We start from the raw sequence: 15,451 nt of genomic DNA, 5'->3' as shown, positions 1-15,451 counted from the left end.
CGGAGGGTTTACTGGGAGCATGAGCGACCTCGCCGGGCACCTCGCCACGATAGACCGGTTACGGGCCCGCGACTTCCCCGCCCGGCCCCGCCGCGACGTCCACGTGGTGAGCGGGCCCGGCTACCACACCGTGGAGCTGGCCACGAGCGAGGAGTTCTGGGAGGACGACGGCACGGCACGTCCCGCCGCCGAGGAGCAGTACGAGGCGGAGTGCGGGGCGTTGTGCGGGCTGCTGACCGGCCGCTGGGGCGAGCCGCAGCTCGTCGGCCTCGGCGGCGCGCTGCTGCGGAGCGAGGAAGGGGAGGAGATACCCGAGCCGTGGCGGACGCTGTGCGGCTCGGTCCCCTACGTGGAGCTGTGGTGGGCGGAGGGCAGGTGGATCGCCGTGGGCGTCTCGCGTCAGGGCCCCGAGCTGCCGCTCCAGCTGATCGCCGCCGTCACCGTCAACGACCCGCCGTAGCCGCCCGGTTCGGACCTCACCGCATGCGAGGGTCCGGGGACGGCGCGTGCCCGGCGTCTGCGGCTGCCTGCCGTAGCCGGGCGTACTCCTCGGCCATGGTCTGCGGCGTCCAGTGCGCGTTGAGCCCGCTCGGGTCGGGCAGCACCCAGACCCGCGTACCGCCCATCCGCCGCTCCTGCGGGCCGACTTGAGCGGTCCGCTCGCCGAAAGCCGTACGGTAGGCCGTCACTCCCACCACGGCCGGCCACTGCGGCCGCAGCCGCGCCACCTTGCGCTCCAGGGCCCTGCCGCCCTCGCGGTACTCCTCGGCGCTCAACTCGTCGGCCCGCGCGCCGGCCCGCTCCACGACGTTGGTGATGCCGAGCCCCGTGGCCGCAGACATCAGACCCGGGTTGATGCCGCAGAACAGCACCCGCAGCCCGTCCGCGGCACATCCGGAACGAGCCTCTCGCGGGCCGCCTCCAGCTTTTCCCCCGCAGGCACCTCCCGGCGGAGCGAACGGGGCGGGTGGGGCGCGCGCCGTGTCAGAGGATCGCCTCCGGAACGTAAGCGGCGGCCTCGGGGTGCTCCTTCGTGATCTCCTCGATACGGGCGATCACCGCGCCGGTCTGGCGGGCGGCGGCGCCGGTGAAGGCGAGCCTGTCGTCCATGAGGGCCGTCAACTCCGCCTGGCCGAGCGGGATCCGCTCGTCGGAGGCCAGCCGTTCCAGCAGCTCGTTGCGCTCGGCGCCCGCACGCAGCGCCAGCGCGGAGGCGACGGCGTGCTCCTTGATGGCCTCGTGCGCGGCCTCCCGGCCGACTCCGCCCCGTACCGACGCCATGAGCACCTTCGTGGTGGCGAGGAACGGAAGGTAGCGGTCCAGCTCGCGCTCCACCACGGCCGGGAACGTGCCGAACTCCTCAAGCACCGTGAGTACGGTCTCCATCAGCCCGTCGAAGGCGAAGAAGGCGTCGGGCAGCGCCACCCGCCGCACGACGGAGCACGACACATCGCCCTCGTTCCACTGGTCGCCGGCGAGTTCGCCCGTCATCGAGGCGTATCCGCGCAGCACGACCATCAGCCCGTTGACGCGCTCGCAGGAGCGGGTGTTCATCTTGTGCGGCATCGCGGAGGAACCGACCTGCCCCTCCTTGAACCCCTCGGTCACCAGCTCCTGCCCGGCCATGAGCCGGATCGTCTTCGCCAGCGACGAGGGCGCGGCGGCCAGTTGGACCAGCGAGCCGACCGCGTCGTGGTCGAGGGAGCGCGGATAGACCTGGCCCACCGAGGTGAAGGAGTGGGCGAAGCCGAGATGGGAGGCGACCCTGCGCTCCAGCTCGTCCAGCTTGTCCTCGTCGCCGCCGAGCAGGTCGAGCATGTCCTGCGAGGTGCCGACCGGGCCCTTGATGCCGCGCAGCGGATAGCGCGCCAGGAGCTGTGTCAACCGCTCGTAGGCGACGAGGAGTTCGTCGGCCGCCGTGGCGAAGCGCTTGCCGAGGGTGGTGGCCTGTGCCGCCACGTTGTGCGAACGCCCGGTGACCACCAGCCCGGCGTGCTCACCGGCCAGCCGGGCCAGACGCGCCAGCAGGGCGACGGTGCGGTCGCGGGCCGCCTCCAGCGAGAGCCGGATCTGCAACTGCTCGACGTTCTCCGTCAGATCACGCGAGGTCATGCCCTTGTGCACGTGCTCGTGCCCGGCCAGCGCGTTGAACTCCTCGATGCGGGCCTTCACATCGTGCCGGGTGACCCTCTCCCGTTCCGCGATGGAGGCCAGGTCGACGTCCCCGGCCACCCGCTCGTAGTCGGCGACCGCCTGCTCGGGCACATCGACACCGAGGTCTCGTTGGGCGCGCAGCACCGCGAGCCACAGCCGCCGCTCCAGCACCACCTTCTCTTCCGGGGACCACAGACGGGCCAGCTGGGGTGAGGCGTAACGCGAGGCGAGGACGTCGGGAATGCGGGGCTTGTCAGTCACACCGCCCGATTCTACGGGGTCGCGTCCCGGCCTCTACGGGGAGTTCTCGCAGGCCAGCGGGGTCAGCTCCGGACGCTTCGGCGTGCGCCCGTCACCGCTGGAACGTCCCGTCAGCCGCCGCCCGACCCACGGCGCCAGATGCTGCCGTACGAAGCGCAGATCGGCCCGGCGGCGGGCGGGCCACGACGGGAGCGGAGAAGGCGCCAGGGGAGCCCGCCAGTCGGAGGCGGCGGGGTGGCCGAGCCCCTGCCACACCGCCTCGGCGACCCGCTGGTGGCCCTCGTCCGTCAGGTGCAGCCGGTCGTCGGCCCACATGCGGGGATCGGCCAGCGACGGAGCGGCGTAGAGGTCGACCACGAGTGCTCCGTGCCGCTCAGCCAGCTCGTCTATGAAGCCGAACAGCCGCTCCATGCGGCCCCGGTAGCGCTCCAGCACCGGGCCGTTGCGTCCCGGGCTGCGCATCAGCACCAGCCGGCCGCAGCTGGGCGCCAGCTTCTCCACGCACTCCTCCAGCACGCCGAGGACCCTGCCCATGTCGCAGCGGGGACGCAGGGTGTCGTTCAGCCCGCCGACGAGGGTGACGAGATCGGCGTTCATCGCGGCGGCGGCGTCGACCTGGTCGGCTGCGATCTGCGCGATGAGCTTGCCGCGTACGGCGAGGTTCGCGTAGCGGAAGCCCCCGCCGGGATCCGGCCGGTCGGTACTGCCGGGGTCCGGCTCGCCTGTGCCTTCCGCATGCGGGACCGGCTGTGCGGCGAGGCGCGCGGCTAGCAAATCGGCCCAACCGCGGTAGCTGCCGTCGGGGAGTCGGTCCGACATGCCTTCGGTGAAGGAGTCGCCGAGGGCGACGAAACTGCGGACGGCGGGAGGCTGTTGGGGCCCTGCGTTCTCGGGGGTCCCCGCGCTCTTGGCGGATTCGGCGGCTCCGGTCGAGCCTGCCGGGCCGGTGGCCGGTCGGGAGTCCTGCGTGCTGCTCACGGCCGCTCATCGTATCCGGTTGCCCCGGGCGACTTTCCGGTGGCCTTCCTCCGCGCTGAGCCGTGCTTGCTGAGGCGTGCTTCCCGTCGGCCGCGCCCGGAGCCGTTCACAGCCGGCGGCTCACTCGTCCTCCGGCCTGCGGTGGACCAGTTCGCGCAGCACGTCCTCCATCGTGACCACGCCCGCCGTACGGCCGTCGTCGTCCATCACCGCCGCGAGATGCGTGCTGCTCGTACGCATCGCCCCCAGCACGTCGTCCAGCGGCATCGACGCACGCACGCGCGCGATCGGCCGCATCGCCGTCGCCGGGAACGCGGCGTCGCGGGGGAGGGCGTCCAGCGCGTCCTTGACGTGCAGATAGCCCAGCGCGCGTCCCTTGCTGTCGACCACGGGGAAGCGGGAGAACCCCGAACTGGCCGACAGCTGCTCCAGCTCCTCCGGCGTCACCCCGAGCCGGGCGGCGACGACGGCCTCGGTGGGTTTGGCGATCCGCCCGACCGGACGGCGGCCGAGTTCGAGGGCGTCGCGCAGCCGCTCGGTGGAACGGTCGTCGAGGAGCCCCGCCTCACTGGAGTCGGCGACCATCTGGGCCAGTTCGTCGTCGGAGAAGGTCGATTCGACCTCGCCCTTGGGCTCCACGCGCAGCAGCTTCAGCAGGCTGTTGGCGAAGGCGTTCACCATGAAGATCACCGGCCGCAGGGCGCGGGAGAGGGCGACGAGCGGCGGGCCGAGCGCCAGCGCCGCACGCTCCGGTCCGGCCAGCGCGATGTTCTTCGGGACCATCTCGCCCAGCAGCATGTGTGCGTACGTCGCCACCGTGAGCGCGATGACGAAGGAGACGATGCGGGCCACCCCGTCGCCGACGCCCGCCAGGTGGAAGAGCGGCTCCAGCAGGTGCTCGATCGCGGGCTCGGCGACGACACCGAGCACCAGCGTGCACAGGGTGATGCCCAGCTGGGCGGCGGCCAGCAGCGCGGAGACGTTCTCCAGCCCCCAGATCACGCTGCGTGCCCGCCGGTCGCCCTCCTCGGCGCGCGGCTCGATCTGGGCGCGGCGTACGGAGATCAGCGCGAACTCGGCGCCGACGAAGAACGCGTTGGCGACCAGCGTCAGCAACCCGATGAACAGCTGTATCGCGGTCATCGCCCGCCCTCCCCGGCGCTCCCGTGCCGCACGGCCCCGTGCTGCACGGTCCCGTGCTGTGGGGCGGCGGTGCCGTTCCCTCCGGCCGTCCCGTTCGCCCCGTCGGTACGGTCCTCGCCGTCGGACTCCGGGGGAGCGGTCAGCTGCGCGCGTGCGGCGCGGCGTCCGTGGGCGTCGACGACCTCGATGTGCCAGCCCGCCACGTCCAGGGCGTCGCCCCGCTCCGGAATCCGCCCGAGCTCCGTGGCGACGAGCCCCGCGAGCGTCTCGTACGGCCCCTCCGGGGCGTGCATGCCGATGGCCTCCAGCTGGTCGGTGCGGGCGGCGCCGTCCGCGTCGAAGACGCGCCGCCCGTCCGGGTCGTGACCCGCGGGGGCCAGGTCCGGGGGCTCCTGGGGATCGTGCTCGTCGCGGACCTCGCCCACGACCTCCTCGATGATGTCCTCGAGGGTGACCACGCCCGCCGTGCCGCCGTACTCGTCGATGACGACCGCGATGCTGCGCTCCCCGCCCGGCATCCGGTCCAGCAGCCGGTCCACGGCCAGCGACTCCGGTACGAGCACCGGCTCGCCCATCAGCTCCGTCACGGGGCGGCGCGGACGTTCCTCGGCGGGCACCGCCAGCACGTCCTTGATCCGCACGATTCCGACGACCGTGTCAAGGCCGCCGCGGACCACCGGGAAGCGGGAGAGGCCCGTGGCGCGGGTGGCGTTGGCGACGTCCTCCGCGTTCGCCTGCACGTCCAGGGACGTGACCTGTACGCGGGGAGTCATCACGTTCTCGGCGGTCAACTCCGCCAGGTGCAGCGTCCGTACGAACAGATCGGCGGTGTCCGCCTCCAGCGCGCCCGCCTTCGCCGAGTGGCGGGCGAGCGCGATCAGCTCCCGCGGGGAGCGCGCGGAGGCCAGCTCCTCGGTGGGTTCGAGCCCCAGCATGTGCAGGATCCGGTTCGCGGTGTTGTTGAGATGCCGGATCAGAGGCCGGAAGAGCGTGGAGAAGACGCGCTGCGGTGTGGCGACCGCCTTCGCGATGGGCAGCGGACGCGAGATCGCCCAGTTCTTCGGCACGAGCTCGCCGATCACCATCAGTACGAGAGTGGAGAGCGCGGTGCCGAGGACCAGGGCCGCGGAGGGCGCCGTGGGTGCGGGTACCCCCACGGCCCGTAGCGGGCCCGCGATCAGCTTGGCGACCGAGGGCTCGGCGAGCATGCCGACGACCAGGTTGGTGACGGTGATCCCGAGCTGCGCCCCGGAGAGCTGGAAGGTCAGCGACCGCACCGCTTCCATGGCGCTGCGCGCGCCCCGTTCGCCGCGCTGCACCGCGCGTTCCAGGTCCGCGCGCTCGACCGTCGTCAGCGAGAACTCGGCGGCGACGAAGGCACCGCAGGCCACGGCGAGCAGCAGCGCCACGAGGAGGAAGAGCACCTCGGTCACCGGGACGCCTCCGCTGCCGACGGTGCTGCCGCGCAGTGCCCGGGGAAGACCCGCGCCCGGAAGACCCGCGCCGGGAATTCAGGGGAGAGCGGCATCCGGAGGGGACCGGGAGGCGGCAGGAGGGGCGGGCCGGCGAACGCCGCGTTACGAGGCCGTCGGCGGCGCCCGGCGGTCACGCCGCTCCGGTCACGACGGGGCGCGCTGTTGGGAGGGTCGCCCATGGGCGGGCTCTCACACCTTTCGTAGAGGGCTGCCCCGGAGGTCTGTGGGGCGCCGGACGTCAGCGGACAGAGGTTCGGACGTGACGGCGTCGTTCATCGTAGACGGACAGTAGCCACGGCGAGTTCCCCGGCCCGGCCGCTCATATGCGCTCCGGGCTGGCGCTTCGCGCCCGGCGCCCGGCTGCCTGGCCCGCCGTACCGCCAGGGCGAGCGGCGGCCTTCACGCACGCGGCCTGGCGGGTGCTAGCGGACCGGTGCTAGCTTGGAGGAGTGTCGAAGACTCAGCTGAACGTCCGCGTGGACGAGGCGACCGCACAGACGGCGCGTGAGCGCGCCCTCGAGCGGGGGGTGAGCATGAACCGGTACATCGAGGAACTGGTCGAGCGGGACGCCGGCGAAGCGGGGCAGACCTTCGTCGAAGCGGCGTCGGAGTTCATGAAGAGCTACGAGTCGGTGTTCGCGGAGGAGTTCCCCGAGCCGGGACGGCGCGAGAGCGAGGGCCGTCCGCGTACGTGACTCTCCGTATCGACCTCGCCTGGCTGCTCATGGTCGCGGAAGCGAAGGCGCCGGGCGACCCGCTCGTCACCGACTACGGCGCGCTCGTCGCCGCCGTCAGCAGGCACGAAGCGGCCATATTCGACCGTCCCGTCTATGCGGAGCCCCACGACCGGGCCGCGGCGCTGCTCCAACTGCTGCTGCACGTCCCGGCGTTGGAGCGTGGCAACGCGCTCTTCGCGTCGGCTGTCGCCTACGGCTACCTGGTGGCCAGCGGGCTGCGCGTCAGCACGTCACCGGAGAAGATCCGCGATCTGGCCTGGCTGGTGAAGGACGGCTCCGCGGGCGTACGCGACATCGCCCTCGAACTCCGCAACTGGACGCGGTGAGTTCGAGGCAGACGGCACCGGCACCAACACCGGCACAGGCACCACACCGCCACCGGCTCCGCACGGCACCGGCCTCGCACGCCACGGATACGGCCGCACCGCCGGTCTCAGGGGCGCCGTGCACCGCCCAGCACATGGAACGACGCCGGGAAGACCGGCCCGTCCTGCGGCACGACGACCCTGCGGAACGAGATGTCGGTGAAACCGGCGGCCCCGATCTCGCCGACCGGATCCCGTCCCGAGTGGCAGCCGCCGAAGAGGAAGGGCCCCACCGTGGCGTCCAGCGCACGCTGGAACCGCACCATGCCGGGCCGCTCCTGGGCGCGCCCGTGCTCGTAGAAGCGCAGCTCGCCGCCGGGCCGCAGCACCCGCAGCACCTCGGTCAGCGCCTTCTGGACGTCGGGCAGCGAGCACAGCACCAGTGAGCAGACCGCGGCGTCGCACGTGGCGTCGCCGACCGGCAGGGCCTCCGCCCGGCCCGCGACGACACTGACCGGCACGCGCACCGCGGCGGCACGGGCCGCCCGCACGGCCGACGCGCGCAGCCGGGGTTCGGGTTCGACGGCGGTCACGCGGGAGACCTCCGCCGGGTAGCGCGCGAAGTTGAGGCCGTTGCCCGCGCCGACCTCGATCACCCGGCCTCCGAGCCCCGCGAGCAGCTCCCCGCGGTGTGCGCGCACACCGGACTGCACGTCGGCCGCCTCGCTCAGCCGCTCGTAGAAGCGCGCGAACACGGGGTGGCGTACGGGTCTTCCATGCGCCGGATTCGCGGCAGGTACGGGCATGACCGGTTCCTCTCCTCCATGCCTGCCGTGCATGGCGGCGGGCGGCCTGCCCCGATTGTGCCCGCCCGAGGGGCGGCAGGGCAGAGGGCGTCCGTCGGTGTGCGACGAGCGGGGCTCGGGAGTTGTGCCGGTCGTGCGGGGGCCTGCCGGAGGCCCTTCGACGGATGTGCCGGATGTGCCGGACGCGTCACGCGCTCCGGTTGCTCAGCCCGGCCATCCGCCGTCCTGCCGCCCCGTCGCCCTCCGGCGCGCTGCCGCCGAGTGCGCCCGCGAGCCAACTCGCCGCCGCCGCACGGAAGTCGGCGGGCTCCATCGCTCCCGCCCCGGCCGGCAGCACCCCCAGCAGCGCGCACCCGGCGGCCTCGGGCAGGTCCTCCAGATTGCAGCGCGTCGCGAGATCCGGATCCGCCGGGAAGCTGCCGATCACGACGCCCCTGGTGCGCAGTCCGCGTGCGCGCAGTGCCTCCGTCGTCAGGGCCGTGGCGTTGAGCGTGCCCAGACCGGCGGCGGCAACCACGACGGTCTCCGCCTCCAGCAGCCGTGCCGCGTCCGCCAGTGTCGAGCCCTCCTCGTCGTACCGTACGAGCAGCCCGCCCGCGCCCTCGATCAGCACCAGGTCATGACTGACCGCCAGACGACGGGCCTCCGCGGCGATCCGCTCGGGACCCACCGGCGGAAGACCGGCCCGCCGGGCGGCCGTGGCGGGCGCCAACGGCTCGGGATAGCGGGCCAGTTCGGCGATGGTGACTCCCTCGCCGGCCAGCTCCAGCACCCGTTCCGCGTCGCCCGCCTCCCCGGGGGCCACGCCCGTCTGCGCGGGCTTGAGCACCGCCACCGAACGTCCGCGCGCCAGGGCCGCCGCCGCCAGCGCCGCCGTGACGACGGTCTTGCCGACCTCGGTTCCCGTACCGGTGACCACCACGATTCCCCGCACCGCCTCAGCCCTCCGTCGCCGCGGCGCGCATCGCCGCACAGATCGTGGCCACGTCCTCGTCTCCGGTGACGTACGGAGGCATCGCGTAGACCATGTCGCGGAACGGCCGCAGCCACACACCGGCACGCGCCGCCGCCCGTGTCGCCGCCGCGACGTCCACCTCGTGATCGAGCTGGAGGACCCCGATCGCTCCCAGCACCCTTGCCTCCGTGACGCCCGGCAGCTCCTCGGCACCCGCGAGCCCCGCCCGCAGGCCCGCCTCGATGCGGCGCACCTCGCCCTGCCAGTCCCCGTCCAGCAGCAGACCGACGGAGGCGTCGGCGACCGCGGTGGCGAGGGGGTTGCCCATGAAGGTCGGCCCGTGCGCGAGCACCGGCACCTCGCCGCGTGAGATCCCCTCCGCCACGCGTGGTGTGCACAAGGCGGCGGCCAGCGTGAGATAGCCGCCGGTCAGCGCCTTGCCCACGCACATCACATCCGGTGTGACGCCGGCGTGCCCGGCCGCGAACAGGGCGCCGGTACGGCCGAATCCGGTGGCGATCTCGTCGAACACCAGCAGCACGCCGTGCTCGTCGCACGCCTCGCGCAGTGCCCGTACATACGCGGGGGAGTGGAAGCGCATACCGCCCGCGCCCTGCACGACGGGCTCGACGACCACCGCCGCCAGCTCGCCGGCGTGCCGGGCGACCGTCTCGTGCAGGTGCCGTATGTAGGTCTCGTCGGGCGGAGCGTCGAAGCCCGACGGGGGCGCGTCCGCGAACACCTGACGCGGCAGCACCCCCGACCACAGCTCGTGCATGCCGCCCTCGGGGTCGCACACCGACATCGGCTGCCATGTGTCGCCGTGGTATCCGCCGCGCCACGTCATCAGCCGCCGCTTCTCGCCCTGCCCGAGTGAACGCCAGTGCTGGAGGCACATCTTGACGGCGACCTCGACCGAGACCGATCCCGAGTCGGCGAGGAAGACGTGCTCCAGGCCATCGGGGGTGATGTCCACGAGCCGCTTCGCCAGCCGTACCGCGGGCTCGTGCGTCAGCCCGCCGAACATCACGTGGCTCATCCGCTCCAGCTGGGCGCGTGCCGCCTCGTTGAGCACGGGGTGGTTGTAGCCGTGCACGGCCGACCACCACGACGACATCCCGTCCACTAGCTCCCGCCGCCCGCAGAACTCCTCCGCCAGCCGCAGCCGCACCCCGGCGGCCGACTCGACGACGAGCGGCGCACCGCGGCCGGGCATCGGACCGTACGGATGCCATACGTGCCGCCGGTCCAGGTCGAGCAACTCGCCCGGATCCAGGGGGAGTCGGGGGCCGGGAGCGGCAGGGGCCACTGAGTCTGCGGCGCTGTCAGGCATTGGGCGGCAGGGCGGTGCCGGCCCCCCGCCGGCGTACGGCGACCAGCTCTTCGGCGCGGATGCCGGGGCGCTCGCTGTGCACGGGCCGCTCCAGATCCTTCAGGTCCTCCAGATCCTCCGGGCCCTCCGGGTGCGCCCGGTCCGCCCCTGCGTCCGGCCCCTCGGAGCCGTCGCTCTCCAGCTGGCCGCTCTGCCCGTCCAGCTGCCTGCGGTGAGCGGGCAGGGTCGTGGTGTCCGCGCCCTCCACCTCGAAGCCGGCGTCCGCGATCATGTCCAGGTCGGACTGGCCGGCCTGCCCCTCGCTGGTGAGGTAGTCGCCCAGGAAGACGGAGTTGGCCAGGTGCAGCGCGAGCGGTTGCAGCGACCGCAGGTGCACCTCGCGTCCCGCCGCCAGCCGCACCTCCACGTCGGGATGTACGAACCTGACCATCGCGAGGATGCGCAGCGCCCGCTGCGGCGTCAGATTCCACTGCCCCGACAGGGGCGTCCCCTCGAACGGGATCAGGAAGTTGACGGGGACCGAGTCCGGGTCCAGCTCGCGGAGCGCGAAGACCACGTCGACGAGGTCTTCGTCGCTCTCGCCCATGCCCGCGATCAGCCCCGAACAGGCGGACAGGCCGGCGCCCTGCGCCTGACGCACCGTCTCCTGCCGGTCGGAGAAGTCGTGGGTGGTGCAGATGTCGCCGTACGTCGCCTCGGAGGTGTTGAGGTTGTGGTTGTAGGCGTCGGCACCCGCCTCGCGCAGCCGGTCGGCCTGCCCCTCGGTGAGCAGCCCGAGGCAGGCGCACACCTCGACGCCCTCGTGCTGCTCCTTGATGGCGGAGATGGTCCGCGAGACGCGGTCGATGTCGCGGTCGGTCGGGCCGCGGCCGCTGGCCACCAGGCAGACCCGCTTCGCGCCGCCCTTGAGTCCCGCCTCGGCGGCGTCGGCGGCCTCGTCCGTCTTCAGCCACGTGTACTTGAGGATCTCGGCCTTCGAACCGAGCCGCTGCGAACAGTACGAGCAATCCTCGGGGCACAGCCCCGACTTGAGGTTGACGAGATAGTTCAGCTTCACCCTCCGCCCGAACCAGCGGCGGCGCACCTTCCCGGCGGCGGCCACCACTTCGAGCAGTTCGTCGTCGGAGGTCTCCAAAACGGCGCGGGCCTCGTCACGTGTCGGCGACTCCGCGCGCAGGCCCTTGTCCACCAGCGTCTTCAGCAGCTCCATGACGGCGATCCTTGCCGATTCCCCCGCTCAAGGCCAAGGAGAGAACTCACAACACCGCCCGCGGACGGTGTGTGTATCGCCACACCACGACCCCGCGGCCGAGGGGCTACGGTCTATGGACTGCCGACAAAAGCGCAAACTCGGCCTCCGTTTCCGGCGGACCGGCACAGGCTCCGGGACGGGCCGGCACGGGCCCGCGCGCGGCTTCCGATGCGGACCGTGGCGCGGAGCCCCGAGACGTACAGCACGCGAAAGGACCACCCATGCCCGATGAGCCCCGCGCCGTCGCCGACGGCTCGTCGGAGATCCATGGCCCGGACCCCCGGGCCCCGCACTCCGCAACGGCCGACGGCCCCGCCACGAGCGACCCGTTCGCCTGGACCGCCGAGGCCCGCCGTGACCGGCGGCGTGCCGGTCTCGTACGTGAACTGCGCCCCCGCACCCACAGCTCCCCGCTGCTCGACCTGGCCGGCAACGACTACCTGGGACTGGCCCGCCACCCCGAGGTGACCGCGGCCGCCGCCGACGCCGCACACCGCTGGGGCGCAGGCTCCACCGGCTCGCGGCTGGTCACCGGCTCCACCGCCCTGCACGCCGAACTCGAGGCGGAGCTGGCCGAGTTCACCGGATTCGAGGCCGCGCTCGTCTTCTCCTCCGGCTACACCGCCAACCTCGCGGCGCTCACCGCCCTCACCGACCGCGGCGGCCTCCTCGTCTCCGACGCGGGCAACCACGCGTCCCTCATCGACGGCTGCCGCCTCTCCCGCGCCGAGACCGCCGTCGTCCCGCACGCCGACCCCGACGCCGTACGCAAGGTCCTCAACGGACACCACGGACGCGCTCTCGTCGTCACCGACTCCGTCTTCTCCGTCGACGGCGACGCCGCACCGCTGACCGGACTCGCCGCGGTCTGCCGCGAGCACGGAGCGGCACTCGTGGCCGACGACGCACACGGATTCGGCGTACTCGGCGACGGGGGCCGCGGAGCACTCCACGCGGCGGGCCTCGCCGGCACCCCCGGCACCGTCGCGACCGTCACCCTCTCCAAGTCCCTCGGCAGCCAGGGCGGAGCGGTCCTCGGACCGGCCCATGTCATCGGCCATCTCGTCGACACCGCGCGCAGCTTCATCTTCGACACGGGGCTCGCGCCCGCCGCCGCCGGGGCGGCCCTCGCCGCGCTGCGCGTGATGCGGCGCGAGCCGGAGCGCTCCGGCCGCGTGCGCGGTGCCGCCGCCCTGCTCCATGAGCGGTTCACCGAGTCGGGGCTGCGCTCCGGCCGCCCCGACGCGGCCGTGATCTCCGTACGGGCGCCCACCCCGGACGAGGCCGTGCGCTGGGCCGCCGACTGCCGTGCCGCCGGGCTCCAGGTGGGCTGCTTCCGGCCGCCGTCGGTGCCGGACGGCGTCTCGCGGCTGCGGCTCACGGTCCGCGCCGATCTCGATGACGATCAACTGGCGTGGGCTGCCAGTACGATCGCCCGGAGCGCACCGCCCGGCGCCCGCTGAAGCGCAGGTGACGAACGGCCGCGCGACCCCGCACCGCACGGTCCGCGGCCGGACGGTCCGCATGCCGGAGCGGCTCACGCATCGAAGCGCGCACGCGCAGAATCGCCGGAACCCGCCGAATCCCCGGGCCCGCCCGAATCCCCCGAACCCGCCAAGCGCCGGCCCTCACCCGCGAGTTCAGTAGTTCAGCCGGGCGGCACGGTCACCAGCGAGGAACGCCGCTCTCCGTCCAGTACGCGGAGTGCGGTCGCCAGCGTCGCGGCGTGCAGTTCGTTCTCCCCTCGCTCGTGCATCAGCTCCAGCGCGTCGCGCAGCTCCGCGGCCTTGCCCGCCAGGGCCTGCGCCGCACGCAGCGCGCCGTAAGTGTGCTCGCACCGCGCGGGGTTGACGCGCCCCAGCACATCGAGCACATCCAGATACGCGTCGACCAGCCGGCACTCCGCACGGGTCAGCGCGGGCAGCGGCGGCAGCTCGGGAGGAAGCACGCCGCTCACCCCCGGGCACCGGGACGGCCCGCGGCCTCGCCCTTGCGGCCGGCGGTCAGCCGGTCGACGAGCCCGTACGCCACCGCGCCCTCGGCGTCGAAGATCTTCTCCCGCTCCAGGTCCGCGCGGACCGTCTCGGGCGACTGCCCGGTGTGCCGTACGTACATCTCCTCCAGCAGCTCCCGGGTGCGCAGCAGTTCGCGTGCCCGGATCGCCAGATCGTCGGCCTGGCCCTCCACGGGCTCGGCGAACGCGGGCTGCTCGATGACGATGCGCGCACCCGGAAGTGCCATGCGTTTTCCGGGAGTTCCGGCCGCCAGCAGCACGGAGGCGGAGGAGGCGGCCTGCCCCAGGCAGACCGTCTCGATGTCGCAGCTGACGTAGCGCATCGTGTCGTAGACCGCCGACATCGCCGTGAACGAGCCGCCGGGGGAGTTGATGTAGAGGGAGATGTCCTGGTCGGGTGCGGCCGCTTCGAGGTGGATGAGCTGCGCCATCACGTCGTTGGCCGCGGTGTCGTCGATCGGTGTGCCCAGGAAGACGATGCGCTCGTCGAGGAGCTTGGAGTACGGGTCGAGCGTACGGGTGCCGCTGCTGGTGCGCTCGGTCAGCTCCGGCAGTACGTAGCGGGCTGACGGCCGGTCGGGCATCACGCCACCTCTTCTCCCTCGGAGGGCTCGAACGTCAAAAATGTACAGGACGTACATGACGTTATCCTGGGAGCATGACGTACGAGATTCCGGTGACGCAAGCACGCGCGGCCCTCGCCGACTTGATCAACCGCGTCGTCTACGGCGGTGAGCGCGTGGTCGTCACACGGCACGGCAAGCCGCTGGCGGCGCTCGTATCGGCTGCTGACCTGGAGAGGCTGCAAGAGCTGGACGCCGCGGAAGAAGAGGGCGTGATCAGCACCGTCTCGGCGGTGCGCGACGTCCCGTCCGCCGGTGGCGAACGTCAGCGCTTCGGCATCGCCGCACAGCACCGCGGCCCGGCCGCCGGTGACAGGCGGCCGGGCCGGGAGAGTTGAGGCCGCGGCTGGTGGCGGTGCGGCCGGGGACCGTCGCTAGGAGCTGAGCTCCCACACGGCGTGCGCGATGGCGTCGCTGTTCACGTCGAGCGCCTTCTCGTTGATGTTCGAGATGTCGTCGCACTCCGAGTGGTAGCAGCTGTCGAAGGGCTCACCGGCCTTGCCCTTCCACTGCTTGGCCTGCTCCTCGGTCATGGTCTCGCCGGCGCCGGTGAAGGTGCCGCCGACGGTCACGCCCGCGTCCTTGAACGACGCGTGGTCGCTGCGCCCTTGGACCTCGGGGGAGGTGCCCGTGGTGATGTCCTTGGACTTGTAGTAGTCCTTGAAGACCTTCTGCACGGCCGCGTCGTCGTCGTAGACGAAGTAGCCCGCGTTGGGCGAGGCGATCATGTCGAAGTTCAGATAGGTGCCGATCTTCTTCACGTCGTCCTTGGAGAGGCTGTCGACGTACTTCTGCGAGCCGACGAGTCCTTCCTCCTCCGCGCCCCACCAGGCGAAGCGCAGATGCTTCGACGGCTCCAGCTTCTCCTTCGCGACGGCGAGGGCCACTTCGAGGACGCCCGCCGAGCCCGAGCCGTTGTCGTTGATGCCCGGTCCGTCGCCGACCGAGTCCAGGTGGGAGCCGGTCATGACCGTGTCGTCAGCCGAGCCGCCCTTGGGCCAGTCGGCGATGAGGTTGTATCCGGTCTTGCCGCCGTGGTCGAACTCCTGGACCTCGGTCTTGAATCCGGCCGCGTCGAGCTTCTTCTTGATGAAGTCGATGGAGGCCTTGAAGCCGGGCTCACCGTGGGCGCGGTTGCCGCCGTTGGCCTCCGCGACCGACTGAAGCTCCTTGAGGTCCTTCTGGACGCTGTCCACGGAGATGTCGGGGGCGGCGGCCGCTTCGGGCTTCGCCGCCTGGGCCGCGCCCGCACCGATGAGAGAGGCCGCCAACGCGGCGCTCGCGGAGGCGACCAGGAGAGTACGGCGCTTCTCTTTGCGGATCACAGGGACTCCGATGCTGTGGGGGGATTTCGAAGTTACTGCTGAGTCTTGCGACTTGACGAGAATCGTCCGGGGGAGCCTGCGGCGTCAAGA

At 72.4% G+C, this 15,451-nt stretch carries 17 protein-coding genes; 5 read left to right on the top strand and 12 right to left on the bottom strand.

Features of this window, described 5'->3' with window-relative positions; all coding sequences use genetic code 11:
* Positions 1-19 precede the first annotated feature (19 nt).
* Positions 20-460 (top strand): hypothetical protein, encoded by a 441-nt coding sequence (locus HCC61_RS12325; RefSeq protein WP_169135431.1) that lies wholly within the window; start codon positions 20-22, stop codon positions 458-460.
* Positions 461-476: 16 nt separating this feature from the next.
* Here the strand turns inward: HCC61_RS12325 and HCC61_RS12320 are convergent, their stop codons facing one another.
* From HCC61_RS12320 to HCC61_RS12300, 5 genes are all read right to left on the bottom strand, one after another.
* Positions 477-842 carry a mismatch-specific DNA-glycosylase gene (locus tag HCC61_RS12320; RefSeq protein WP_169135430.1) on the bottom strand — a complete coding sequence of 122 codons (366 nt, stop codon included), beginning with the start codon at positions 840-842 and terminating at the stop codon, positions 477-479.
* A 142-nt stretch (positions 843-984) separates the two neighbouring features.
* Entirely contained in the window at positions 985-2,415 is a 1,431-nt protein-coding gene (gene purB, locus HCC61_RS12315) for an adenylosuccinate lyase (protein WP_169135429.1), read from the bottom strand.
* A gap of 33 nt (positions 2,416-2,448) precedes the next feature.
* Positions 2,449-3,393: an SGNH/GDSL hydrolase family protein gene (locus HCC61_RS12310; RefSeq protein ID WP_169135428.1), complete on the bottom strand. Its 945-nt coding sequence runs from the start codon at positions 3,391-3,393 to the stop codon at positions 2,449-2,451.
* A gap of 120 nt (positions 3,394-3,513) precedes the next feature.
* The gene (locus tag HCC61_RS12305) at positions 3,514-4,536 is read right to left on the bottom strand and encodes a hemolysin family protein (RefSeq protein ID WP_169135427.1); all 1,023 of its coding nucleotides are present in this window, start codon (positions 4,534-4,536) and stop codon (positions 3,514-3,516) included.
* On the bottom strand, positions 4,533-5,969 hold the full coding sequence (locus HCC61_RS12300) for a hemolysin family protein (RefSeq protein ID WP_169135426.1): 1,437 nt from the start codon (positions 5,967-5,969) through the stop codon (positions 4,533-4,535). Before HCC61_RS12300 ends, HCC61_RS12305 begins: the two co-directional genes overlap by 4 nt.
* Before the next feature lie 491 nt (positions 5,970-6,460).
* On the opposite strand from HCC61_RS12300, the gene HCC61_RS12295 reads away from it, so the two are divergent.
* Together HCC61_RS12295 and HCC61_RS12290 are read left to right on the top strand one after the other, a co-directional pair.
* On the top strand, positions 6,461-6,706 hold the full coding sequence (locus tag HCC61_RS12295) for a toxin-antitoxin system HicB family antitoxin (RefSeq protein WP_169135425.1): 246 nt from the start codon (positions 6,461-6,463) through the stop codon (positions 6,704-6,706).
* The gene (locus tag HCC61_RS12290; protein WP_169135424.1) at positions 6,703-7,074 is read left to right on the top strand and encodes a fic family toxin-antitoxin system, toxin component; all 372 of its coding nucleotides are present in this window, start codon (positions 6,703-6,705) and stop codon (positions 7,072-7,074) included. Before HCC61_RS12295 ends, HCC61_RS12290 begins: the two co-directional genes overlap by 4 nt.
* A 107-nt stretch (positions 7,075-7,181) precedes the next feature.
* On the opposite strand, the gene HCC61_RS12285 is transcribed toward HCC61_RS12290, so the two are convergent.
* From HCC61_RS12285 to bioB, 4 genes are all read right to left on the bottom strand, one after another.
* A complete protein-coding gene (locus HCC61_RS12285) occupies positions 7,182-7,859 on the bottom strand; it encodes a class I SAM-dependent methyltransferase (RefSeq protein ID WP_169135423.1) in 678 nt (225 codons plus the stop codon).
* Positions 7,860-8,046: 187 nt separating this feature from the next.
* Positions 8,047-8,793: a dethiobiotin synthase gene (gene bioD / locus HCC61_RS12280; protein WP_169135422.1), complete on the bottom strand. Its 747-nt coding sequence runs from the start codon at positions 8,791-8,793 to the stop codon at positions 8,047-8,049.
* 4 nt (positions 8,794-8,797) lie between these two features.
* Complete coding sequence (locus HCC61_RS12275; RefSeq protein ID WP_169135421.1) at positions 8,798-10,147, bottom strand: adenosylmethionine--8-amino-7-oxononanoate transaminase; 1,350 nt, start codon at positions 10,145-10,147, stop codon at positions 8,798-8,800.
* Complete coding sequence (bioB, locus tag HCC61_RS12270) at positions 10,140-11,357, bottom strand: biotin synthase BioB (RefSeq protein WP_169135420.1); 1,218 nt, start codon at positions 11,355-11,357, stop codon at positions 10,140-10,142. Before bioB ends, HCC61_RS12275 begins: the two co-directional genes overlap by 8 nt.
* Before the next feature lie 263 nt (positions 11,358-11,620).
* Here bioB and HCC61_RS12265 point away from each other — a divergent pair, with 263 nt between their 5' ends.
* The gene (locus HCC61_RS12265; protein WP_169135419.1) at positions 11,621-12,862 is read left to right on the top strand and encodes an 8-amino-7-oxononanoate synthase; all 1,242 of its coding nucleotides are present in this window, start codon (positions 11,621-11,623) and stop codon (positions 12,860-12,862) included.
* 185 nt (positions 12,863-13,047) lie between these two features.
* On the opposite strand, the gene HCC61_RS12260 is transcribed toward HCC61_RS12265, so the two are convergent.
* Positions 13,048-13,347: a hypothetical protein gene (locus HCC61_RS12260; protein ID WP_169135418.1), complete on the bottom strand. Its 300-nt coding sequence runs from the start codon at positions 13,345-13,347 to the stop codon at positions 13,048-13,050.
* A 5-nt stretch (positions 13,348-13,352) separates the two neighbouring features.
* Positions 13,353-13,997, bottom strand: a complete 645-nt coding sequence (locus HCC61_RS12255; protein WP_169135417.1) for an ATP-dependent Clp protease proteolytic subunit — start codon at positions 13,995-13,997, stop codon at positions 13,353-13,355.
* Between the two features lie 74 nt (positions 13,998-14,071).
* On the opposite strand from HCC61_RS12255, the gene HCC61_RS12250 reads away from it, so the two are divergent.
* Positions 14,072-14,374, top strand: a complete 303-nt coding sequence (locus tag HCC61_RS12250) for a type II toxin-antitoxin system Phd/YefM family antitoxin (RefSeq protein ID WP_169135416.1) — start codon at positions 14,072-14,074, stop codon at positions 14,372-14,374.
* 36 nt (positions 14,375-14,410) lie between these two features.
* Here HCC61_RS12250 and HCC61_RS12245 read toward each other — a convergent pair whose 3' ends face one another.
* Positions 14,411-15,361: a M28 family metallopeptidase gene (locus HCC61_RS12245; RefSeq protein ID WP_346777153.1), complete on the bottom strand. Its 951-nt coding sequence runs from the start codon at positions 15,359-15,361 to the stop codon at positions 14,411-14,413.
* Between the last annotated feature and the right edge of the window lie 90 nt (positions 15,362-15,451).

Origin of the sequence: Streptomyces sp. HNM0575 (genome assembly GCF_012726265.1) — a bacterium.
Lineage (GTDB): Bacteria > Actinomycetota > Actinomycetes > Streptomycetales > Streptomycetaceae > Streptomyces.
Note: the sequence above shows the minus strand (reverse complement) of the source record. Positions and strands in the feature narration are given on the sequence as shown.

Bases quoted from the DNA above. Each gene is read 5' to 3' on its own strand.
- HCC61_RS12325 (WP_169135431.1), top strand. From the start codon at position 20: ATGAGCGACCTCGCCGGGCACCTCGCCACGATAGACCGGTTACGGGCC.
- HCC61_RS12320 (WP_169135430.1), bottom strand. From the start codon at position 842: ATGTCTGCGGCCACGGGGCTCGGCATCACCAACGTCGTGGAGCGGGCC.
- HCC61_RS12305 (WP_169135427.1), bottom strand. From the start codon at position 4,536: ATGACCGCGATACAGCTGTTCATCGGGTTGCTGACGCTGGTCGCCAAC.
- HCC61_RS12285 (WP_169135423.1), bottom strand. From the start codon at position 7,859: ATGCCCGTACCTGCCGCGAATCCGGCGCATGGAAGACCCGTACGCCAC.
- HCC61_RS12275 (WP_169135421.1), bottom strand. From the start codon at position 10,147: ATGCCTGACAGCGCCGCAGACTCAGTGGCCCCTGCCGCTCCCGGCCCC.
- bioB (WP_169135420.1), bottom strand. From the start codon at position 11,357: ATGGAGCTGCTGAAGACGCTGGTGGACAAGGGCCTGCGCGCGGAGTCG.
- HCC61_RS12265 (WP_169135419.1), top strand. From the start codon at position 11,621: ATGCCCGATGAGCCCCGCGCCGTCGCCGACGGCTCGTCGGAGATCCAT.
- HCC61_RS12255 (WP_169135417.1), bottom strand. From the start codon at position 13,997: ATGCCCGACCGGCCGTCAGCCCGCTACGTACTGCCGGAGCTGACCGAG.
- HCC61_RS12250 (WP_169135416.1), top strand. From the start codon at position 14,072: ATGACGTACGAGATTCCGGTGACGCAAGCACGCGCGGCCCTCGCCGAC.